Genomic DNA, 22,401 nt, shown 5'->3' with positions numbered 1-22,401 from the left:
CGATGTCGACCATCGAAATCCGAGGGATCACCAAGGCGTTCGGCCCGTTCGTCGCGGTCCGCGACGCCGACCTGTCGGTGGCGGCGGGGGAGGTCGTCTGCCTGCTCGGTCCGTCGGGCTGCGGCAAGACGACGACCCTGCGCATGATCGCGGGGCTGGAGCGGGCCACGGCGGGCGACATCGTGATCGCGGGGCAGCGCATGAACGAGCTGTCGCCGCAGAAGCGCAATATCGCCATGGTCTTCCAGTTCTATGCGCTGTATCCGGCGCTGACGGTCGGCGAGAACATCGCCATGCCGCTGCACCGCGAAGGCATCGGCAAGGCGGAGGTCGCCGCCCGCGTCGGCAAGGTGGCCGACATCCTGCATCTGCGCGATGTCCTGGACCGGATGCCGGGGCAGGTCTCGGAAGGGGAAAAGCAGCGCGTCGCCGTCGCACGCGCCATCGTGCGCGATCCCAACTGCTTCCTGTTCGACGAGCCGCTGTCGCGGCTGGATGTGGAGCTGCGCCACACCATGCGCGGCCAGATCAAGGCGGTGCTGTCGAACCTGTCCAAGGCCACGGTCATCGTCACCCACGACCAGCTCGAAGCCCTGACCATGGCGGATCGCATCGCGATCATGCGCGACGGCATGATCGAGCAGGTGGGCAGTCCGCACGAGGTCTTCGCCAAGCCGGCCAATGTCTTCGTCGCGAGCTTCATCGGCACGCCGCAGATGAATCTGATCGATGCGGAGCTCAAGGGCTACGGCGACGGCAAGGCGACGGTCACCCTCGACCAGCAGGACGTCGACCTCCATGTGAACCCCGCCGTGGCGGCCCTGGGGCCGGGACGGATCACGGTCGGCGTGCGCCCACGTGCCTTCACCGTCGTGCCACAGGACACCGCCGGCACGATCGATGCCGTGACCGAGCTGATCGAGCCGATGGGCGCCGAGACCCTCATCCATGCGCGGACCAATGCCGGCGGCGACATCCGGGTGGTCGTCCGGCGTGACAGGAAGGTCAAGATCGGCGAACCGCTCCACCTGATTCCGGATCCCATGCAGACCCACATCTTCGCCGCGGATGGCAAGGCGGTCCGCGCATGAGCCGGCACGACCAGGGCCATGGCGGGCTGTCGTCCGCAGGCGCGCGCAAGCTGGAATACGCGATCATCGGACTCGGCGTCGTCGCGTTGCTGCTGATCTTCCAGCCCTTCGACATTGCGCTGTTCACGGCCGGGGGCGTCATCGTCATCGTGGCGGCGCTGGCGAACAACCTGCTGCCGATGGCGCAGCCCGGCGTGCCGAAGCGGTCGGTGGTGAAGGCGGCGATGATCGTAGCCATGATCTTCTGCCTTACCCTGCTGGTCGCGATCGCCGCCGCGCATCTCTACGGCCTGTTCTTCCTCAAGCCGCCGGATCCCGGCACCCTTTCCGGCAAGGCTCAGCTGAGCGCCAAGCCCTGGTACATGCACGGCTTCACCTGGACGGTCGCGGCCATCGCCGGCGTCCTGGGCTGCGCGTTGATGCTGCAGGGGCGCCGGAGGACGGGAAGCGAGGAAGGATCCGGCGAGCACCATCCTTCAACATCTCCGGGAGAGTGAAAAATGAGCCTTAATCAAGCCGCCCTCGTCCAGCGGATGCAGCAGCTGACGTCCACCTCGCCGGTCCCGTCCATCTCCACCGAGCTGCTGGCGACGGCGGATGGCGAGCTGAACCGGGAGCTCAACAGCTTCCTGTTCGACCCGCCCTCCGATCCGACCCTGCTCAAGGGCAAGCGGGTCGCCATCTGCTGCACCAACGGCGTCGAGGAGGTGGAGATCCTGGGCGCCCACCGCTGGCTGACCGAGCATGGGGCCACGGTCCACATCGTCTCGCCGCGCATCGGCGAATTCGATCCGACGCTCGGGCTGCGCTTCCCGCCGCAATGCGCCACCCATGTCCTCGCCATCCGGCTGATGGAGAATGCGGGGTGGCTGAAGATCGACCGCTACACCGACGAGGCCAAGGCGGTAGACTACGATGCCGTGCTGCTGCCCGGCGGCTGCTGGAACCCCGACGCGCTGCGCATGGACAAGCACGCCCTGTCTTTCGTCCGCGCCATGTATGACTCCGGCAAGCCGACGACCGCGATCTGCCACGGTCAATGGGTGATGGTCAGCGCCAGGATCCTCAAGGGCAAGCGCGCCACCGCGGTGTGGAACATCCAGATCGACCTCGAGAATGCCGGCGCCGTGGTTCTCGACGAACCCTGCGTGATCGACGGCAACCTGATCACCGCGCGCTTCCCCTATGACCTGCCGCGGCTGGTCCAGGCCCTGGTGCAGCAGCTGCTGGCCGTGAAGGGACAGGCGTCGGCGGCGCAGTGAGCGTCGCGGCCGGTCTCGCCTGAAGGAACCGGGCCGGCGATCCACGACGGCCGAGGGAGGAGGGGGCATGAAGTACGGGTTCAACCTGCTGCTGTGGACGGGGCACGTCACCGACGAACACGCGCCGCTGCTGAAGGCGCTCAAGGAGACGGGGTATGACAGCGTGGAGGTCCCGGTCTTCGAAGGCGCGCCCGACGACTACGCCAGGCTCGGGGAACGGCTGGCGGCGCTGGGCTTCGACGTCACGGCCGTGAGCGTGCTGGGGGCCGGGCACAACTGCCTCTCGGACGACCGGTCGGAGCGGGCGGCGGCGGTGGAGCGGGCGCGGTGGGTCGTCGACTGCAGCAAGGCGCTCGGAGGATCGATCGTCGCCGGCCCGATGCATTCGCAGCTCGGCCATTTCACCGGCCAGGGCCCTTCGGCCGAGGAGCGCCGGCGCGGCATCGAATTCAACCGCCGCGCCGGCGACCACGCCCAGCGCCACGGCGTGCGCTTCGCCCTCGAGGCGCTGAACCGCTTCGAATGCTACTTCCTCAACACGATGGATCAGCTGGCCGACTATCTGGACGAGGTCGACCATCCCGCCGTGAAGGGGATGTACGACACCTTCCACGCCAATATCGAGGAGAAGGACCCGGTCGCCGCGATCGGCACCATCAGCCGCCACATGATCCATGTCCATATCTCGGAGAACGACCGCGGCACGCCGGGCAGGGGTCATGTGGCGTGGGGGCCGACCTATAGGGCGCTGCGGGCCGCGGCCTATGACGGCAGGCTGACGATCGAGGCCTTCGGCCGCACCGTTCCGGCGCTCGCCGCCGCCACCCGCGTGTGGCGCGACTTCTTCCCGAACAAGGAAGACGTCTACCGGTCAGGCTTCGCGCACATGCGACGGGGCTGGGCCGATGCGGGCGGCTGAGCCATGCGTCCGTTGGACCGTCATGCGCGCAGACGCAGGCGCATGACGATATCCTGGTCATGATTGCCGAAGCCCCGGCCGAAGATGTTGAGGCCACCGGGGTGCTCGGCGTTCTCATCGATGCCGACCCGGAGGCGGATCGCGTGATGGTCGTTCAGGCGAAGCTGATTCAGCGTCACGCCGGACGCTCGACTGCCGTCGACGAAGGCCCCTTCATCGGTGACCCGCCAGGTGACCAGCTTGCCGTATTGCGAGCCGGCAAGCTTCCACCATCGCGGCGTATAGCGGCCGCGGGTGTCGCCGTAGTCGCCCGGCGACGTCCAGGTCGCGACGGCGACATGGTTGATCCACAGCGTGATGTCCGACGGCCAGTCGCTGTTGGTGCCGGGCACTTCCGACGACAGCTCCATGGTGATCTCGAGCTGTTCGATCGCCTTCCCGACCACCTTGGCGTTGTTGGGGAACTTGTATTCGACGAAGCCGCGGCCGAACCAGATCAAGGACGCCTTCATCCGGTTCGGATCCAGGAAATGGTCGGGAACATCGAGCAGGCCGAGCACGCCTTCCGACGAGCACAGCCCGCAGGGTGCGCTGACCTCGCAGGTCGTGTAGAGGCCGATCGGCATCGCGACCTCGATGATCCTGTCATCCCGCAGGGCATCGGGATCATCGAGGCGCACCGTGATCTCGTCGTAGAGCACGGAGCAGACCTTCTGCTGCCCCTTGCTGGCCTTGACGGTTTCGGTGCGGATCAGCTCGGCGCGTTCCAATTTCTGCACGTTGATCGCGACCGTGGACTGGGGCAGTCCGAGCTCGCTGCTGATCTGGTTCACATTCAGCGGCCCGCGCTGACGCAGGAGTCTCAGCATGGCCAGTCGCGCGGGCGAAGCGAGTGCCTCCAGCGTTTCGCCGTCCTCGCTGGCGGTCAGTGTCAGCAGCCGGCGCTGTGGAACGTCCAATTGCCAATCATCCTTCGGAGTTGAAAAGCGGTAACGGCTCGATCTTTATATCCATGATTTTGGTATATATCAAAATCATTGACGGATAGCTCGGATGGGGCTTCACTCCCGACGAGCCGGTCACAGAACCGGTCAGGGAGGACATCAATGCGCGCCATCAAGCTGCTCCTGCTTGCGTTCGCTGGCCTCGTCGCAAGCACCGTCGGATCTTTCGCCCAGGGCACGATCTCGGATCTGCCCCGCCGCGAGATGCTCATCCTCGAAAATCCCGAAGGGACGATCAAGAACCCCGGCTGGTTCAACATCTGGGCCATCAATGCCGGCGGGCAGTATACGGGCCTGCACCAGCTCGCGCTCGACACCCTCTGGTACATCGACCCGGAACGCGGGCTCGACGGATCGTGGGAGAATTCCCTGGCCTCCGAAAAGCCCATCTACAATGCCGACTTCACGGAAATGACCGTGAAGCTGCGGCCGGGGATCTACTGGAGCGACGGTGTCGAGTTCACGGCCGACGACCTCGTCTATACCGTCGAGACCCAGATCAATCATCCGGGCATGCGTTGGAGTGCCCTGCTTTCCCTCAATGTCGACAGCGTGCGCAAGGTGGATCCGCAGACGGTCGTCTTCAAGCTGAAGAAGCCGAACTCCCGCTTCCACGCCCTGTTCACCGTGCGGTTCAACGCCATCTGGATGATGCCGAAGCATGTCTTCGAGAAGGCGCCCGACCCGCTGCGGTTCGACTTCAACAAGCCGGTTTCTCTGGGTGCCTATACGCTCTACAGCTACGACCCTGACGGCAAGTGGTTCATCTGGCAGCTGCGCGACGATTGGCAGCGCACGACGCTGGGCCGCTATGGCAAGCCCGGGCCGAAATACGTCGCCTATATCGATCCCGGCCCGCCCGACAAGCGCGTGATCGCCCAGCTCAACCACGATCTCGATGTCATCCATGACGTCGCGCCGGAGGGCATGTTCACCCTCGCCAAGCAATCGAAGTCGCTGAAGACCTGGTTCAAGGGGTTTCCGTTCGGGCACCCGGATCCGACCCTGCCGTCGGTGATCTTCAACCTGCAGAATCCGACCTTCCAGAATCGTGACGTGCGCTGGGCGCTGGCCCTGCTCATCGACATCAGGGCCGTCTCGATGGCCTCCTATCGCGGCGCCGCGACGATCTCTGCCATCGGCATCCCGCCGACGGGCACCCATCCGGACGACTATCACAAGCCGCTGCAGGACTGGCTGGCCAGCTTCGAGCTCGATACCGGCAAGGAGACGATCAAGCCCTACGATCCCACGATGGGCGCGCAGATCGCCGGGATGTTGCGGCCTTCGATGGGGGACCAGATCCCGACCGATCCCGCCGACATCGCGCGCTCCTTCGGCTACGGTTGGTGGAAGCCGAACCCGACGGCGGCGGCCGAGCTTCTCGAACGCGCCGGTTTTGCCAAGCGTGGCGATGCCTGGTACACGCCGGACGGCAAGCCCTTCTCGATCAAGATCATGGTCGAGGGCGACTCCCGGCCGGTGATGACACGGGCGGGCACCATGATCGCCCAGGAGTGGCGGCAGTTCGGCATCGACGCCAAGATCGACGTGGCGCAGGGCACCAACATGCTCGACCGGCGCGGCGCCGGTGACTTCGACACCTTCATCGGCTGGAGTGTCGAGAGCTATGGCGGCCACCCCGATCTCGCCTTCTTCCTCGACAGCTGGCATTCCCAGTTCGTGGCGCCGGCGGGCAAGACCCAGTCGCCGCGCAACTGGCAGCGTCTGAAGAGCCCGGAGCTCGACAAGCTGATCGAGCAGATCCGCACCGTCTCCTTCGAGGATCCGAAGACGGTCGAACTCGGGCGCGACTACGCCAAGTTCATGGTGCGCGAGATGCCGATCATCCCGCTGATGGCCTACAACGTCTTCACAGCCATGGATACGACCTACTGGACAGGCTATCCGACGGCCGACGACCCCTACACCGATCCGGTGCCGAACTGGGGCAATTCGCGGCTGATGATGGTGCGGCTGAAGCCGACCCAGCCCTGAGTTCCGCGAAGGCCACGCGGCGCCCGGCCGACGGGCGCCGCGGGCAAACCGATGACCGGACCATGAAATCCTATCTCGCCTACCTCGCCAAACGGCTCGTGCAGTTCGTGGTCGTCGTCTTCATCGGCGTGAACATCACCTATGTCATCACCCACTCGACACCGATCGACCCGGTCGAGCAGAGCATTTCGGCTGCCACGTCCTTCGGCGTGACCAGCCCGGAGGCGATCGAGATGATGCGTGTCTCGCTGCGCCAGCTCTACGGTCTCGAGGGATCGCCGATCGAGCAATACATCTCGTTCTGGAGGCGGGTGGTGGTCGGCGACTTCGGTCCCTCGCTCTCCGCCTTCCCGACGCCGGTGTCCACCCTGATCTGGCGGGCCATGCCCTGGACGGTCGGGCTTCTCCTCGCCTCGACGATCATGACCTGGATCATCGGCAACTTCATCGGCGGCCTTGCCGGCTACTACAGGCGAAACCGCTTCCTGAAACTGCTCGGCATCGTGTCGATGGGCGTCCACCCCATTCCCTACTACATCATCGCCTTCGTCCTCCTGATCATCTTCGGCTTTCTCTGGCCGATCCTGCCGATCAGCGGCGGGGCCAGCATGAACGCCAACCGCGGGGACACCTTCGGCTTCGCGCTGGATGTGCTGCTGCATTCGGTGCTGCCGTCCCTTTCGCTCATGGCGGTCGGCATCGGCGGCTGGTTCATGGGCATGCGCTCGCTCGTGTCCAACATCGTGACGGAGGACTACGTCACCTATGCCGAGCTCGGGGGCGTCAGGCCCCGCACCATCCTGACCTCCTACGTGATGCGCAACGCGTTGGGCCCCCAGGTCACGGGGCTGGCGCTCCAGCTCGGCGCCATCTTCAACGGGGCCATCATCACCGAACAGGTGTTCGGCTATCCCGGCCTCGGCTCGCTGCTCATCAGCGGCGTCCATGCGGGCGACTACAGCCTCGTGCTCGGCATCACCTCGGTCTCGATCATCGCCGTCTCCGCCGCGGTCCTGCTGATCGATCTGCTCTATCCCCTGATCGATCCGCGCGTGGAGGCACGTTGATGCAAGGCTTCGCCGTCTTCCGCGACCTCATCCGCTATAATTTCGAATTCGCCGCGGGCCTCGTCCTGGTCGGCATCGTCGTCCTCATGGCGCTGCTGTCCTTCGTGTCGCCCTATCCGCCGCTCGACGTCTATGTCGTGGCGCCGGACGCGCCGCCGTCATGGGACTTCATCTTCGGCACGAGCTCGCGCGGCCAGGACGTGTTCTGGCAATTGACCGTCGCCATCCGCAACACGCTCAGCTTCGGCATCACGGTCGCGGTGCTGAGCCGGATCATCTCGCTCGTGGTCGGGCTGCTGGCCGGCTACAAGGGCGGATGGGTCGATCGGGTGCTGATGTCGATCAACGACACCTTCATCGTCATCCCGTTCTTCCCGATCCTCATCCTGTTCTACTTCATCATGCGCGATGCCATGAGCTGGACGTCGCTCGCCCTCATCACGGCCGCCTTGGGCTGGGCCTATGACGCGCGGCTGATCCGCGCCATGGCGATGAGCCTCAGAACCCGCGAGTTCACCAGCCAGGCCTATTTCTCGGGGGCCAGCACGCGCCAGATCCTGGTCCAGGACCATCTCCCCTTCGTCCTGCCGATCCTGTTCTCGACCACGATGAACAACATCAACTGGTCGATCGGCATCGAAGTCACGCTGTCGGTGCTCGGCTTCACCGACATCAACACGCCGACGATCGGCGGGATGATCTACTGGGCCAACCAGCATGCCGCGCTCGTCTCCGGCGTCTGGTGGTGGGTCGCCTTCCCGATCGCGCTGGTGATCATGCTGTTCGTCGGGCTCTTCCTGCTCGCGATCTCGATGAACGAGTACATCGATCCGCGCAGCCGGCTCGCCCGGATGGGAGGCGGCGCATGAGCCTCGCCCCGGACGTCCATCCAGGGCCGGGACGGTCGGTCGGCAGCCCCGCCGCCACGGCGCCGTTGCTCGAAGTCTCGGGCCTCAAGGCCTACTACCAGATGCGGTTCTTCGGCATCAGCCGCGAAGTCCGCGCCGTCGACGACGTCACCTTCACCATCCGCCGCAACGAGATCTACGGGCTGGCCGGGGAATCCAGCTCCGGCAAATCCACGCTGATCAAGACGATCGCAAGGGCCATCCGCCCGCCGCTCAATGTGGTCGGCGGGACCGTGGCCTTCACCTTCGAGGACGGCCGTCAGGACATCTACGCGATGTCTCCGGCCCAGGTCGCCGCCATCCGCTGGAGCCGACTGTCCTATGTGACGCAGGGCTCGATGAATGTGCTCAACCCGGTGCGCCGGATCCGCAGCACCTTCGTCGATTTCGCCGCGCGGCACCTCGGCGGCAGCCGCCGGGATTTCCTGACGACCGTCGAGCGCCATCTCGGTCGTCTTTCGCTCGACCCTCGGGTGCTCGACGCCTATCCGCACGAGCTGTCGGGCGGCATGCGCCAGCGCCTGACTATCGCGCTCGCCACCATCTGCCGGCCGGAATTCATCATCGCCGACGAGCCGACGACCGCATTGGACGTCGTGGTGCAAAAGGACGTGCTCGCCATGCTCCGCGAGGTCCAGCAGGAGATGGGTTCATCCATCCTGTTCGTCACCCACGACATGGCGGTGCACGCCAACCTCACCGACCGGCTGGGCATCATGTATGCCGGCCGCCTGGTGGAGGAGGGGCCGACCCGCAAGGTCTTCCAGCGTCCGCTCCACCCTTACACGGCGCATCTCATCGCGAGCCTGCCGCGGCTCGGCGACGACATGAGGAAGACCGGCCTGCCCGGCGCGCCGCCCAGCCTCGCCGATCCGCCGACAGGCTGCCGCTTCCATCCCCGCTGCCCTTCCGCCGTCGGCCTGTGCCGCGAGGCGTCGCCGCCGATGGAGGAGCTGGAGCCCGGCCACCGGGTCGCTTGCCATGTCGCCAAGGCGCATGCGGAAGGACGAAGGCTTTCATGACCGCCCTTCTCGAAGTCCGTCAGGCGAGCAAGACCTACACCTCCGGCGGCCTCTTCGGACGCCACGTCGTGCGGGCCGTCGCCGGTGTCGATTTTTCGCTCACGAACGAGCGCCCGGAGGTCTTCACCATCATCGGGGAATCCGGCTCGGGCAAATCGACCCTCGCCCGCATGATCCTGAACAGCGTCCCGCCCAGCAGCGGCTCCATCCTGTTTCGGGGCCGCGACCTCGCCACCATCAGGAGCCGCCGCGACCGGCTGGCCTTCATGGGCGAGGTCCAGCCGGTGTTTCAGAACCCGTTCGAGGCCTTCAACCCGCTGAAGCGTCTCGACCGCTACCTCTATCTGGCCGCGCGCCGCTTCTGTGGCGCCAGGACGCGCGCCGACGTCGAGGGACTGGCGGATGCGGCGCTGCGCAAGGTCGGCCTGTCGCTCGCCGAGGTGCGCGGCCGCTTCCCGCACGAGATGTCGGGCGGCCAGCTGCAGCGCGTCGCCATTGCCCGGGCGCTCGTGCCCGAGCCCGCGCTGGTGGTGGCCGACGAGCCCGTCTCCATGATCGACGCCTCGCTGCGCATGACGATCGTCAACATGTTCAGGACGCTGCGCGACACGTTCGGCGTGTCGATCGTCTACATCACCCACGACCTCGCCACCGCCTACTACATCAGCGACCGGCTGATCATCATGGAGAAGGGCGAGGTCGTGGAGAGCGGCCCGGCGCGCGCCGTACTCGATGCGCCGAGCCACCCCTATTCCATCAAATTGCTGCAGGCGGTCCTGCCCGTCGGCAACGCCTGGCGGGACGAGATGCCCGCCGAACCCAGGCCCCAGCCGGCGGCCTGACCCATTCCATCCGTCGCTTCCCCGGAGCCTTCCATGCAGACCGTCACGGCCACCATCGATCGCACCTTCACCATCGGCGAGACCGATCGTCGCCTGTTCGGCGCCTTCGTCGAGCACCTCGGACGCTGCGTCTATGGCGGCCTCTACGAACCCGGGCATCCGACCGCCGACGCCAAGGGCTTCCGCACCGACGTGCTCGACCTCGTGCGCGAGCTGGCGCCCACGACCATGCGCTATCCCGGCGGCAATTTCGTCTCCGGCTACAATTGGGAGGACGGCGTGGGGCCGGTCGAGAAGCGCCCGCGGCGCCTCGACCTCGCCTGGATGTCGACCGAAACCAACGCCTTCGGCACCAACGAATTCATCGACTGGTGCCGGGCGGCCGGCATCGAGCCGATGCTTGCGGTCAATCTCGGCACGCGTGACGGCGACGCCGCGCGCCGGCTCCTCGAATACTGCAACTTTCCCGGCGGCACCGAACTCTCGGACCTTCGCCGCGACCACGGCTGGCCGGAGCCGCACGACGTGAAGTTCTGGTGCCTCGGCAACGAGATGGATGGTCCCTGGCAGATGGAGACCAAGACGGCGGTGGAGTACGGCCGCATCGCCACCGAGGCCGCCAAGCTGATGAGATGGGTCGATCCGTCGATCGAACTCGCCGCCTGCGGCTCGTCCGCCCGCACCATGCCGACCTTCGGCGAATGGGAGGACACGGTGCTCGAACACACCTTCGAGCATGTCGAGTTCATCTCGCTGCACACCTATCTCAACGACTATGCCGGCGACACGGCGGCCTTCCTCGCAAGCCCCGACCTGATGGATTCCTTCATCGATGAGGTGGTCGCGATCGCGGACGCGGTGGCGGCCCGGCGACGCTCGTCGAAGCGCATCATGTTGAGCTTCGACGAATGGAACGTCTGGTACCGCACCCGCCGCAAGAGCGAGGGCCGCACCAAGCTCGGCTGGCCGGTGGCGCCGAACATCCTCGAGGAGGTCTACACCATGAAGGATGCGCTCGCCTTCGGCGGGGCCTGCATCTCGCTCCTCAACCACGCCGACCGCGTGCGCAGCGCCTGCCTCGCCCAGTTGGTGAACGCCATCGCGCCGATCATGACGGAAACCGGCGGCCCGGCCTGGCGGCAGACGATCTTCCACCCCTTCGCGCATTTCAGCAATTTCGGCCGCGGCCAGGTGCTGCGCGCGAAGGTGGTATCGCCGACCTATGCCGCCACCTATTACGATCCCCGCGGCACCGCCGATCTGACCTTCCCGCTGCCCGCCGTGCCCTACGCCAAGCTCGCCGCCGTCCATGACGAAGCGGGCCGGGCGGTGACGCTGTTCGTGCTCAACCGCCATCTCGACCAGCCGATGCCGATCCAGATCGATGCGCGCGGCTTCGGCGATCTCGAATTGGTCGAGGCGCTGGAGATGCGCCACGACGACCTTTCCGCCACCAACACCAAGGAGGCGCCGGACCGGGTCAGGCCCGCCCCTCTGGCCGGGGTGCGCGTCGACGGCGGCCGGGTCGTGGCCATGCTCGCGCCCGCATCCTGGAATGTGATCCGGCTGGTGGCTTCGGAATGAAGGCGAGCCCGCCTTCGGCGGGATCGTCGCCTGCAGGGCGCAGAGGCAGTCGTTTGGAAGGGGCGTCGGGGACGCCCCTTCCTTTCCGTCACAGCGCCGGGTGCCGGTCGCCGAGGCCGCCCTTGCGCTCCAGCATCGCGCCGAGCCGCAGGAGCGTCGCCTCGTCCAGCCATTTGCCGACGAGCTGGATGCCGATCGGCAGCTGCTCCGAACTGAAGGCGTAGGGCACCGAAAGGGCGGGCAGCCCGGTCAGGTTGAACGGCGACGTCGCGGCCATGACATGGGTCCAAGGCACCGTCACGCCACCCACGACAAGCTCCTGTGCGCCGTGCGGGGTGGCCGTCATCGGGTTCACCGGTGTCAGCAGGACGTCGTATCTCTCGAAGAAGCCGGCGAAGGCGGACCGGAGGTCTTCGCCCTGCGCCTCGGCGGCGAGGAAATCGGCGAAGGCCGGATCTGCCATGCCGACGATGCCGGCTCCGATCGCATGAAGTTCGCCCTCGCGCCCTGCTGCGAGCGCCTTGATCGAGGGCACGATCTCAGCATAGATCAGCGTCATCAGCGCACCGAGCGGGTTCCCGAGGAAGGGCAGGGTCACCGGTTCCACCTCGTGCCCCAGATCGGCCAGCCGGCTGGCGGCCGAAGCGACGGCCGCGACGATCTCGGGGTCGACCGGGCCGAAGGCGGCATCCGCAACCCAGCCGATGCGCAGCGGCCTGCCGGGGATCCGGCTGGCACCGGCGTCCGCATCACGCGGATGGACGGCGTAGCCGTCGACGCCGTCCGGCCCCTTCAGGATCGAATAGCCGAGCGCGACATCGCCGACCGTGCGCGCCATCGCGCCGACATGCCACCAGCGCCGGATGATCGAGGGATAATGGCCGGTGTAGGGAACGCGGCCCTGCGTCGCCTTGAGCGCCGCGATGCCGGTGAAGGCGGCGGGGCCGCGCACCGAGATCGCGACGTCGCTGCCGATGCCGATCGGCGACAGGCCGGCGGCGATGGCCGCGGACTCCCCGCCCGAGGACCCGCCGGGCGTGCGAGCCAGATTCCAGGGGTTGTTGGTGCGGCCGGTGAGGAGGTTGTCGGTTTCCGTCCAGGCCGAGAACTCGGGGAGGTTGGTCTTCATCAGCGGGATGCCGCCCGCGGCCTTGTAGCGGGCCACCGCGGTGGCATCGGTGGTGGGGACATGGCCCGCGAACAGCTTCGAGCCGCGCTGGGTGAGGACACCGGCGGTGTCCAGCGCATCCTTGATCGAGAACGGCACGCCATGCAGTGGGCCGAGATCGGCGCCGTCGGCGACGGCCTTGTCGGCCGCATCCGCCGCCGCTAGCGCATCCGCGGCCATCAGCGTGACGACGGCGTTGATCCGCGGGTTCACCGCCGCGACACGGTCGATATGCGCCTGCACGACCTCGCGGGACGAGACCTCCTTCGTCCGGATGAGCGCCGCGAGCGTCGTCGCGTCCTGGTAGTGGATCGGGTTCGTTTCGCTGATCTTCACATCGGGCATGATCGGTTTCCTGTGGGGCAAATCCTGTCTACCTGACGACAGGTAAACAACTCGCTCACCACAGCTGGGCCTTCCCTTTCTCGATGTCAACGCCTATTTATCGTCAGGTAGATGGAGGATGCGATGGCAGCGGGCGACACCCGGGAGCGGATTATGGCGGCGGCACGGCTGACCGTGCAGGATCGCGGCTATAGCGGCCTCAGCTTCCGCGAGCTGGCGAAGGACGTCGGCATCAAGAGCGCCAGCATCCACCATTATTTCCCGACCAAGGGCGAACTGGGGGGGGCGCTGGCGGATCGCTACACCTCCGATTTCGCCGAGTATCTGGACGGCCTGCTGGCCGACGGCCTCGACCCCCGGACCTGCCTGGTGCGCTACACCGACGTCTTCCGCGACACGCTCCGCAACGACAACCGGATGTGCCTCGCCGGTATCATGGCCGCCGAGCACAAGGAACTGCCGGACGAAGTGCGGACCGAAGTGGTCAAGTTCGGAGCGATGAACGAGGACTGGATCGCCCGGGTGCTGGCAAAGATCGGCACCACCGATCCCGATGCCGTCCGGCATCGCGCCCGCGCGATCTTCGCGGCGGTCGAGGGCGCGCAGCTCGTCGCCCGCAGCCGCGGTGACGTGTCGATCTACGAAGGGATCGTCGCGACCTACCGAGGCAGCGGCCTCATTCCCTGAGCCCGCCTGTCTCCGTCGTCCATCGGCCGATGGCCGGTGCCGTCCCTCGAGATGAAACGATTGACGCCCCAGCCTGCTGCTGCCGCGACATGACTTGGTCGGGCGCATAGCCGTCGATTTCGGCTGTTGGCCAGCGATGTCCGCCCTCCAACCAGGACGCCCTGTCAAAAGCCATGCGCGTCCGGAGATGTCACCCCGGTAACGTACGTCAGGATAGGCCTTCATCATCGTTAGATTTGCTAAAGCGTTTCCCACTTGACGCCAAGTATACGTCCGGTAACGTACCTCAAAATGCGTCAGGGAGGCCGCCATGTCCGTGCCGTCGGGTTTCGTGCCCGACCCCGAGATTCGTTGCCGCGACCACCGCATCGGCGCGATCGGGGCCGGGTTCATCATGGCGGATGTGCATCTGGCGGCGTATCGCGAGGCGGGCTTCCCGGTCGTCGCCATCGCCAGCCGCAACCCGGACAAGGCGCGGGCGGTGGCGGCGCGCTGGGACATCCCCCGCGTCCACGACACGCCGGCGGCGCTGATCGAGGACCGCGAGGTCGAGATCCTGGACATCGCCTTTCCGCCCGACCAGCAGCCGGACCTGATCCGCCATGCGCTGCGCCAGCCGCACATCCGGGCGATCCTGGCGCAGAAGCCGATGGCGATGGACCATGCCGAGGCGCAGCGCCTGGCCGCGGAGGCCGCGGCGGCCGGCAAGATCCTGTCGGTCAACCAGAACATGCGCTTCGACCAGTCGATGCGGGTGCTGAAGCAACTGCTCGACCGCGGCGCCCTGGGCACGCCGGTGCTGGCGACGATCGAGATGCGGGCGATCCCGCACTGGCAGCCCTTCCTCGAGGCCTATGGCCGGCTGACCCTGCTCAACATGAGCATCCACCATCTCGACGTGCTGCGCTTCCTGTTCGGCGACCCGGTCGAGATCTACACCGCGGCGCGGACCGACCCGCGCACCCGCTTCCCGCATCGCGACGGCATCTGCTGCTCCACCCTGTCCTTCCGGGGCGGGCTGATGGCGGTGAGCCTGGAGGATGTGTGGTCCGGTCCGCGCGCCGAGGGCTTCGAGAGCGACATCTACATCAAATGGCGGGTCGAGGGGACGGAGGGCCTGGCCCAGGGCACCATCGGCTGGCCGGACTATCCGAAGGGTAGCCCCAGCACCCTGGCCTATTGCGCGCCGGAGACCGGCGGCAGCTGGGTGCGGCCAAGCTGGGACACGATGTGGTTCCCGCACGCCTTCAAGGGCGTGATGGAGCAGCTGCAATACGCGGTGAAGACCGGCGAGCCGCCGCTGCTGAGCGCGGCCGACAACGTCCGCACCATGGCGCTGGTCGAGGCCGCCTACCGCTCGCTCACGGAAAAGCGCGTCGTCCGCCTGGCGGAATTCGGCGCCTGACACCAAGGACAACGAGAAAACACGGAGGAACGCGTCATGATCCAGGTCGGCATCTTCACCGGGTATTTCCCCTATTCGTTGCCGGAGACGGCGAAGAAGATACGCTCGCTGGGCTTCAACACCGTCCAGCTCGACCTCGCCTTCAAGGACATGGACCTGTCGACCGGCGCGATCACGCGCGACAAGTGCCGGACCATCCGCGAGACCTTCCGCGATCACGACCTGCCGGTCAGCGCCATCAGCGGCTACACCAACATCGTCCATCCCGACCCGGCGGCGCAGCAGGCGAAGCTGGAGCATCTGCGGACCCTGATCCGCCATGCCCGCGACCTGGGCAGCCCCTATGTCATCAGCGAGACCGGCACCTTCGCCACCGACAGCGACTGGGTGCACCACCCGAAGAACAAGACCGAGGAAGGCTACGAAGCGTGCCGCGCGGTGGTCGAGGACCTAGCCCGCACCGCCTATGACCACGGTGCCGTCTTCCTGCTCGAGACCTATGTGAACAACGTCATCGGCTCGGTCGACGAGACGCTGCGCCTGTTCGCCGACGTTCCCAGCCCGGGCCTGGGCCTGCTGATGGACCCGACCAACTACTTCGAATCCCACAACATCGACCGCATGGACCGCGAGCTGAACCGGATCTTCGACGCGCTCGACGACCGCATCCGGATCTCCCACGCCAAGGACGTGAAGCGGTCCGGCACCGACAAGTCGGAGAAGCATGCCGATATCCACGCGTCGGAGGCGCACAGCTTCCGCGGCGTCGGCGAGATCGAACTGCCGGCGCCGGGGCTGGGGTCGCTGAACTATGATCTGTATCTGCGGCGCCTGTCCCGCCGGCACCCGAACATCCCGCTGATCATCGAGCATCTGGAGGAGGCCGACGTTCCCCGCGCCAAGGCCTTCATCGACGGCAAGCTGCGGGCGCTGGGGGTCTGAGGCCGCATGAAGCAGGACACCACCGCCACGGACGCCGGCAACAAGGCGCGCATGGTCGACATCGCCCGCGAGGCCGGCGTCAGCCTGGCCACGGTCGACCGGGTGCTGAACGGCCGCGACGGCGTGAACGCCGGGACCGCGAGCCGGGTCCAGGCGGTGGTGCAGCGGCTGAACTACGCCCCCAACCTGGCCGCCAGCCAGCTGTCGCGCGGCCGGGTGCTGCAGTTCGACATCGTGCTGCCGGCCGGCGGCAACACCTTCATCCGGGACCTGGGCGAGGCGGTGCTGGCGGCGGAGCGGGACTTCAACGCCTTCGGCGTCAAGCCGCGGCGGCATCTGATCGAGGGCTTCGACCCCGACGCCCTGGCCGAGGCGCTGCGCCGGATCGGCCGGGGCAGCGACGGTGTCGGCTTTATCGCTCTCGACCACCCGGCGGTGCGGGAGGCGGTGGCGGAGCTGGCAGCCGCCGGCGTGCCGGTGGCGACCATGGTCTCGGACCTGCCGCAATCGGCCCGCATCGGCTATGTCGGGGTCGACAACCGCGCCGCTGGCCGCACCGCGGGCGACCTGATGGGCCGCTTCCTGGCGGGGCGCAAGGGCGAGGTTGGGCTGATCGCCGGCAGCCTGGCCTATCGCGGGCATGAGGAGCGCGAGGCCGGCTTCCGCAGCGTGCTGCGCGAGCGCTTCCCGAACCTGACTGTCCCGGCCCTGGTCGAGGGCCATGACAGCGTCGAGCAGAGCGCTACGGTGACCGCGCGGCTGCTGGACGCCCATCCCGGCCTGATCGGCCTCTACAACATCGGCGGCGGCAACCGCGGCGTCGCCGAGGTGCTGCGCCGCCGGCCGGCGGACGCGCCGCACCTCGTCTATATCGGCCACGAGCTGACGCCGCACACCCGCCGCTTCCTGATCGACGGCGTGATGGACGCCGCGATCAACCAGAATCCGCGGGCCGAGGCGGTGGAGACGCTGCGGCTGCTGCTGGGCCACCACACCCGCCCGGGCCCGGCCGAACCGGCCGAACCGGTGCGGATCGAGATCTTCACGCGAGAGAACCTGCCGTAAGGCCGGAGGAGGACCCCATGCCCTTTCCCCAAGTGACCGAGGCCGACCGCGCCGCCTTCTGGCGCGACGGCTATGTCGTCAAGTCCGGCTTCTTCGACGCCGAGGAGATCGGCCTGCTGCAGCAGGCGATCGCCCAGGACGAGGGCATTCGCAGCCATGTCGTGGCGCTGAAGGACAGCCTCGGCGGGTCGACCGAGCTGGCGCTGTGGAACCACCCGGGCGACGACCTGTTCGGCGCCTTCGCCCGCTGCGAGCGCATGGTCGACGGCGCCGAGCGGCTGCTGGGCGGCGAGGTCTACCACTACCACTCCAAGCTGACGATGAAGCGGCCGCGCGCCGGCGGTGCCTGGGATTGGCACCAGGATTACGGCTACTGGTACAACAATGGCTGCCTCTACCCCGACATGCTGTCGGTTGCCATCGCGGTCGATCGGGCGACCAGGGAGAATGGCTGCCTGCAGATGATCCGCGGCAGCCACAAGCTGGGCCGGATTGACCATGGACGGGTCGGCGGCCAGACCGGCGCCGACATGGAGCGGGTGAACCAGGCGCTGGAGCGGATGCCGCGCGACTACATGGAGATGGCGCCGGGCGACGTCTGCTTCTTCCACGCCAACACCCTGCACGCGTCGGAGCAGAACAAGTCCGAGCATTCGCGCAACGTCATGCTGTGCTGCTACAACGCCGCCTGGAACGACCCATACAAGGCGCACCACCACCCCGGCTACACCAGGCTGGAGCGGGTGGCGGACGACCGGATCAAGGCGATGGGCCTGACGCTGGACGCCGGCCACCGCGCCTTCTTCGATCCGGAGCGCGACGAGACCGTCGAGGCGAAGACGCAGCCGGAAGGCACCGCACCGCGCTGAAGCGGGATGCCAGAGCGATCCGCATCGCCGGGCGGCCCGCTGCTGTGTCAGTCTCAACGCATGTCCGCCCGTCGATTGCGAGAAGGCGGCGATAACAGGGGAGGAAACGCATGTTCAGACGTTTGACGCTGTTGCTGTGCGGCATGCTGCTGGCGCTGGCGGCGCCGGCCGCGGCCCAGGCCAAGACCTTCTACTGGATCTCGCACGGATCGCCGGCCGACCCGGTCTGGACCTATTTCCTGGCCGGCGCCAAGCAATGGGCCGCCGACACCGGCCAGACGGTGAACACCTCGTTCCACAACGGCGACGTGCCGTCGCACCAGGAGGCGGCGCGTGCCGCGATCGCGGCCAAGGCGGACGGCATCGTCACCACCAGCCCGGATCCGGGCAGCCTGATCGAGGTGGTGAAGGAGGCGAAGGCCGCGGGCATCCCGATCATCAACTTCAACACCCCCGACCCTAAGGCCGCCTTCGACGCCTATGTCGGCGGCGACAACACCACCTTCGGCCGGCACTGGGCGCAATACCTGGTCGACAAGGGCCTGGTGAAGTCCGGTGACTTCGTCTGGCTGCCGGTCGAGGTCCCCGGCGCGACCTACGGCGTGCAGGAGGAGGAAGGCATTGCCAGCGTGTTCAAGCCGCTCGAGATCACCTGGGAGGTGACGGATTCCACGCTGGACCAGGCCGAGATCATCAGTCGCATGGTCGACTACCTGACCGCCAACCGGACGAAGATCAAGGCTGTCATCGGCCTGGGCGACCTGGTGACCGGCAGCATCAAGCGCGTGTTCGACCAGGTCGGCGTCAAGCCGGGCGAGATCCCCGTCGTCGGCTGGGGCAACTCGCTCGACACCACCCAGGAGGTCCTCACCGGCTACGTCAACGCGGCGCAGTGGCAGGACCCGCAGGCGACCAGCTACGTCGCCCTGTCGCTGGCGGCGATGGCGTCCGGCGGCGTCCCGCCGGGGTTCAACGTCATCACCGGCGCGCTGTACGAGAAGGACACCGCGGCGGTCTACGACAAGATCCTCTCCGGCAAGTAGGGCTCCACAGGTCTGCGCGGCCGTAGGTGCCGCGCAGACCCCTTCTCGGGACCGTCCATTGGAACACCGCTCGATCGTCCACCGCCTGGTGGCCAAGCCCGAATTCGGGCCCCTTGTCCTGCTCGTGGTCGAGCTCGCCGTGTTCTGGGCGATCAACCCCGAATTCCTCTCGCCCCAGAACATCAGCAACACCCTGGCCTTCACCGTCGAGCTCGGCCTGATCGCGCTGGCGATGACGCTGCTGATGACCTCCGGCGAGTTCGACCTCTCGGTCGGCTCGGTCTTCGGCTTCGCCCCGGTGCTGATGTGGACGCTGTTCAACAGCGGCGCCGCCCCGCTGGAGGTGGGCTTCGTCGCCGCCCTGGCCGTCGCCGCCCTGATCGGGCTGGTCAACGGCTGGTTCGTGACCGGGCTGAAGATCCCGTCCTTTCTGGTGACGCTGGGCATGCTGCTGGTGGTGCGCGGCACGGCGCTGTTCATCACCGACGGCTTCCCGCAGCGGACCTGGAACACCGGCGGCAACTGGCTGGCCTGGCTGCTGGCCGGCGACTTCTTCGTCGGCGGCTTCCGCATCTACATGTCGCTGTTCTGGTTCATCGCCGCCGCGCTGGCGATGGGCTATGTGCTGAACCAGACCAAGGCCGGCAACTGGATCCAGGCGGCCGGCGGCAATCCCGGCGCCGCGCGGGCCCGCGGCGTGCGCGTCGGCCGCACCAAGATCGCGCTGTTCGTGCTGTCGTCGATGATGGCCGCCCTGGCCGGGGTGATCAGCTCGGTGCGCACCTCGGCCGCCAACCCGAACAGCGGCACCGGCTACGAGCTCGAGGTCATCGCCATGGTCGTGATCGGCGGCACGGCGCTGAGCGGCGGGCGCGGCACCATCCTCGGCACCGTGCTCGGCATCTTCATCCTGCGGGTGATGCGCAACGGCATCGTCCTGATCGGCGTGCCCGGCCTCGCCTACAACATCTTCATCGGCGCGATCATCCTGGGGATGATGGCGCTGCACTCCTGGCTCGAACGCCGGCACCAGGCGGGGACCTGACAGCGATGGCCGAACCCCTGATCCGCATGGCCCATATCAGCAAGTTCTACGGCCGCGTCCGGGCGCTCGAGGACGTCGACCTGACCGTCGGCGAGAGCGAGATCGTCGGGCTGCTCGGCGACAACGGCGCCGGCAAGTCGACGCTGATCAAGATCCTCTCGGGCGCCATACCGCCGACCAGCGGCGACATCTTCATTCGCGGCCGCAAGGTCGAGATCGGCAGCACCACCGACGCCATCGCCCAGGGCATCGAGACGATCTATCAGGATTCGGCGCTGGTGACGCAGCTGTCGATCGCCCGCAACCTGTTCCTGGGCCGCGAGCCGATCCGGGGGCCGCGCCTGCTGAACCGCATGGACCACGCCGCCATGGACGCGGTGGCGCGCGACCTGCTGAAGCGGGTCGGCATCAGCAAGGACATCCCGCCCGGCACGCCGATCGGCTCGCTGTCCGGCGGGGAGCGCCAGGCCGTGGCGATCGCCCGCGCCATGCATTTCGACAGCGACCTGATCATCCTCGACGAGCCGACCAACAACCTCGGCGTGGCGGAGACCCAAGGGGTGCTGCGCTTCGTCCGGAACGCCCGGGATTCGGGGCATTCCTGCATCTTCATCGCGCACAACATCCACCATGTCTTCCAGGTGGTCGACCGCATCGTCGTGATGCGGCGCGGCCGCGTGGTGGCGGACGACATCGATCCCCGGCACACCAATGTCGAGGAGGTCGAGCGGATCATCACGGGAATGGCGGAAGACGGTTCCGCTGGCGTCGTGCGGGCACAATGACCGTCTGTGGCGCGCTCTCGCCGGGCTCCACTGCGGAATGAGGGGTAAATCGCGTGTGGCCGCGGCGAGGACGCGGCCACACGGCGACGTTCACTTCGGGTCCGGGGTCACCAGTTCCGTCTCGTCCGTGTTGACGACGAAGACCGCGAGCAGTTTGGACGGCTCCGTCTCGCTGGCATTGGCGCTGACGCCGTGATGGTCGCCGGGCAGCTCGGTGAAGTTCTCGCCGGCCTTGAAGGTGCGGACCGGCCCCTGATTGACCTGGATCTTGACGGCGCCTTCCAGCACCGTGGCGTAGATCAGCGCCGACTTGGGATGGGTGTGCGCGGGCGAATAGCCGCCCGGCCCGTATTCGACGAGAACGCCCTTGATGCTCTTCCCGGGCAGGTCCGGCAACGCGTGCTCGTAGACCAGCGTGACCCTGGCATTCTTGGAGCCCGGGGTATCGGCGAAGACCGGGCCTGAGGAGATGGCGACGAGGAGCGCCGCGAGAACGGCCTGTTTCATGGCGGAGTGTCCTTGATCGGTGATGTCGATTTCAGGCGGGGCGATGGTCGCGCAGCCACTCGTCGAGTGAGATGCGGCCAAGCCGTGCCTTGCCCAGCGGCACCAGCGAGGTCTCCTCGACGGTGCCGCCGAAATAGCGGGCCTTGGGGTCTCTCACGACGGGGCGGGTGTCGCCGACGGCCTCGAGATAGCGGGCGATGATGCGGTCGAAGGGAGCCCGGTCGGGGCCGGCGATGTCGAAGGTGCCGTCCTGCGGCGCGGCGGCCGCCGTCTCCGCCACGATGGCCGAGACGTCGGCGGCGGCAATCGGCTGGAAGAGACCGCCGGGCAGACGGATCGCCCCATCCGCGACGCTCGAGCCGGCGATGGCGCCGAGGAATTCCATGAACTGGGTGGCCCGCACGATGGTGTAGGGCACGCCGGAGGCTTTGATCAGCCGCTCCTGCGCCACCTTGGCCTGGAAATAGCCGTTGTCCGGCATCCGGTCGGTGCCGACGATGGAGAGCGCCACATGATGGCTGATTCCGGCCGCGCGTTCGGCGGCGAGGAGGTTGCGGCCGGCAGTCTCGAAAAACGCGAGCACTGCCTGGGGCTCGAACGAGGGCGAGTTGGCGACATCGACGACCACCTCGGCGCCGGCCAGGGCTTCGGAAAGCCCCTCTCCGGTCAGGGTGTTGACGCCGGTGCTGGGGGAGGCGGCGAGGACGTCGTGGCCCGATGCCCGCAGCAAAGCCACAATACGCGAGCCGATGAGCCCGCTGCCGCCGACGACGACGATCTTCATGGTTCACCTCTGGCGGTCAGGGCGCCCGGCGTCGTCCGATCGAGGAGCGCTCTCCTTCA

22 protein-coding genes are annotated in these 22,401 nt (G+C 67.2%); 18 read left to right on the top strand and 4 right to left on the bottom strand.

All coding sequences use genetic code 11. The features are described from left to right. Positions 1-2: 2 nt before the first annotated feature. From AB4112_RS21925 to AB4112_RS21910, 4 genes are all read left to right on the top strand, one after another. Positions 3-1,091: an ABC transporter ATP-binding protein gene (locus tag AB4112_RS21925; RefSeq protein ID WP_441723027.1), complete on the top strand. Its 1,089-nt coding sequence runs from the start codon at positions 3-5 to the stop codon at positions 1,089-1,091. Continuing rightward, a complete protein-coding gene (locus tag AB4112_RS21920) occupies positions 1,088-1,588 on the top strand; it encodes a hypothetical protein (RefSeq protein WP_309801804.1) in 501 nt (166 codons plus the stop codon). Before AB4112_RS21925 ends, AB4112_RS21920 begins: the two co-directional genes overlap by 4 nt. Before the next feature lie 3 nt (positions 1,589-1,591). Continuing rightward, entirely contained in the window at positions 1,592-2,353 is a 762-nt protein-coding gene (locus AB4112_RS21915; RefSeq protein WP_441723025.1) for a DJ-1/PfpI family protein, read from the top strand. Positions 2,354-2,420: 67 nt separating this feature from the next. Continuing rightward, on the top strand, positions 2,421-3,272 hold the full coding sequence (locus AB4112_RS21910; protein WP_441723023.1) for a sugar phosphate isomerase/epimerase family protein: 852 nt from the start codon (positions 2,421-2,423) through the stop codon (positions 3,270-3,272). A gap of 20 nt (positions 3,273-3,292) precedes the next feature. Here the strand turns inward: AB4112_RS21910 and AB4112_RS21905 are convergent, their stop codons facing one another. Beyond that, a complete protein-coding gene (locus tag AB4112_RS21905) occupies positions 3,293-4,231 on the bottom strand; it encodes an ArsR/SmtB family transcription factor (protein WP_441723021.1) in 939 nt (312 codons plus the stop codon). A 249-nt stretch (positions 4,232-4,480) separates the two neighbouring features. On the opposite strand from AB4112_RS21905, the gene AB4112_RS21900 reads away from it, so the two are divergent. The 6 genes from AB4112_RS21900 (at position 4,481) to arfA (ending at position 11,697) form a co-directional block, all read left to right on the top strand. Next, on the top strand, positions 4,481-6,274 hold the full coding sequence (locus AB4112_RS21900; protein ID WP_441723019.1) for an ABC transporter substrate-binding protein: 1,794 nt from the start codon (positions 4,481-4,483) through the stop codon (positions 6,272-6,274). A gap of 62 nt (positions 6,275-6,336) precedes the next feature. Beyond that, on the top strand, positions 6,337-7,341 hold the full coding sequence (locus tag AB4112_RS21895; protein WP_309801794.1) for an ABC transporter permease: 1,005 nt from the start codon (positions 6,337-6,339) through the stop codon (positions 7,339-7,341). Beyond that, the gene (locus AB4112_RS21890) at positions 7,341-8,210 is read left to right on the top strand and encodes an ABC transporter permease (protein WP_309801793.1); all 870 of its coding nucleotides are present in this window, start codon (positions 7,341-7,343) and stop codon (positions 8,208-8,210) included. Before AB4112_RS21895 ends, AB4112_RS21890 begins: the two co-directional genes overlap by 1 nt. Beyond that, positions 8,207-9,271, top strand: a complete 1,065-nt coding sequence (locus tag AB4112_RS21885; RefSeq protein WP_309801792.1) for an ABC transporter ATP-binding protein — start codon at positions 8,207-8,209, stop codon at positions 9,269-9,271. Before AB4112_RS21890 ends, AB4112_RS21885 begins: the two co-directional genes overlap by 4 nt. Then, complete coding sequence (locus AB4112_RS21880; RefSeq protein ID WP_441723016.1) at positions 9,268-10,113, top strand: ABC transporter ATP-binding protein; 846 nt, start codon at positions 9,268-9,270, stop codon at positions 10,111-10,113. Before AB4112_RS21885 ends, AB4112_RS21880 begins: the two co-directional genes overlap by 4 nt. 33 nt (positions 10,114-10,146) lie before the next feature. Beyond that, positions 10,147-11,697 (top strand): arabinosylfuranosidase ArfA, encoded by a 1,551-nt coding sequence (arfA, locus tag AB4112_RS21875; protein ID WP_441723014.1) that lies wholly within the window; start codon positions 10,147-10,149, stop codon positions 11,695-11,697. 88 nt (positions 11,698-11,785) lie between these two features. On the opposite strand, the gene AB4112_RS21870 is transcribed toward arfA, so the two are convergent. Then, a complete protein-coding gene (locus tag AB4112_RS21870) occupies positions 11,786-13,300 on the bottom strand; it encodes an amidase (protein ID WP_441723012.1) in 1,515 nt (504 codons plus the stop codon). Between the two features lie 33 nt (positions 13,301-13,333). Between AB4112_RS21870 and AB4112_RS21865 the strand changes: the two genes are divergently transcribed. The 8 genes from AB4112_RS21865 (at position 13,334) to AB4112_RS21830 (ending at position 21,051) form a co-directional block, all read left to right on the top strand. Next, the gene (locus AB4112_RS21865) at positions 13,334-13,897 is read left to right on the top strand and encodes a TetR/AcrR family transcriptional regulator (RefSeq protein ID WP_309801785.1); all 564 of its coding nucleotides are present in this window, start codon (positions 13,334-13,336) and stop codon (positions 13,895-13,897) included. A 310-nt stretch (positions 13,898-14,207) separates the two neighbouring features. After that, positions 14,208-15,302, top strand: a complete 1,095-nt coding sequence (locus AB4112_RS21860) for a Gfo/Idh/MocA family protein (protein ID WP_441723010.1) — start codon at positions 14,208-14,210, stop codon at positions 15,300-15,302. Between the two features lie 36 nt (positions 15,303-15,338). Next, positions 15,339-16,244: a sugar phosphate isomerase/epimerase family protein gene (locus AB4112_RS21855; RefSeq protein WP_441723008.1), complete on the top strand. Its 906-nt coding sequence runs from the start codon at positions 15,339-15,341 to the stop codon at positions 16,242-16,244. Between the two features lie 6 nt (positions 16,245-16,250). Next, positions 16,251-17,309: a LacI family DNA-binding transcriptional regulator gene (locus AB4112_RS21850; protein WP_441723006.1), complete on the top strand. Its 1,059-nt coding sequence runs from the start codon at positions 16,251-16,253 to the stop codon at positions 17,307-17,309. A 17-nt stretch (positions 17,310-17,326) separates the two neighbouring features. Next, positions 17,327-18,178 carry a phytanoyl-CoA dioxygenase family protein gene (locus tag AB4112_RS21845; protein WP_441723004.1) on the top strand — a complete coding sequence of 284 codons (852 nt, stop codon included), beginning with the start codon at positions 17,327-17,329 and terminating at the stop codon, positions 18,176-18,178. Positions 18,179-18,288: 110 nt separating this feature from the next. Next, a complete protein-coding gene (locus tag AB4112_RS21840; RefSeq protein ID WP_441723002.1) occupies positions 18,289-19,221 on the top strand; it encodes a substrate-binding domain-containing protein in 933 nt (310 codons plus the stop codon). A 58-nt stretch (positions 19,222-19,279) separates the two neighbouring features. Beyond that, positions 19,280-20,266, top strand: a complete 987-nt coding sequence (locus tag AB4112_RS21835) for an ABC transporter permease (RefSeq protein ID WP_309801779.1) — start codon at positions 19,280-19,282, stop codon at positions 20,264-20,266. 5 nt (positions 20,267-20,271) lie between these two features. Beyond that, the gene (locus tag AB4112_RS21830; RefSeq protein WP_309801778.1) at positions 20,272-21,051 is read left to right on the top strand and encodes an ATP-binding cassette domain-containing protein; all 780 of its coding nucleotides are present in this window, start codon (positions 20,272-20,274) and stop codon (positions 21,049-21,051) included. Between the two features lie 90 nt (positions 21,052-21,141). Here AB4112_RS21830 and AB4112_RS21825 read toward each other — a convergent pair whose 3' ends face one another. Further along, a complete protein-coding gene (locus AB4112_RS21825; protein WP_309801777.1) occupies positions 21,142-21,558 on the bottom strand; it encodes a cupin domain-containing protein in 417 nt (138 codons plus the stop codon). Positions 21,559-21,589: 31 nt separating this feature from the next. Then, positions 21,590-22,342, bottom strand: coding sequence for an SDR family oxidoreductase (locus AB4112_RS21820; protein WP_309801776.1), 753 nt, complete (start codon positions 22,340-22,342; stop codon positions 21,590-21,592). Between the last annotated feature and the right edge of the window lie 59 nt (positions 22,343-22,401).

The sequence above is a fragment of the Inquilinus sp. 2KB_23 genome (genome assembly GCF_052115705.1).
In the GTDB taxonomy this organism is placed as follows: Bacteria; Pseudomonadota; Alphaproteobacteria; order DSM-16000; family Inquilinaceae; genus Inquilinus; species Inquilinus ginsengisoli_A.
The sequence above is the reverse complement of the archived record's forward strand: the minus strand, read 5'-3'. Positions and strand labels throughout refer to the sequence as shown.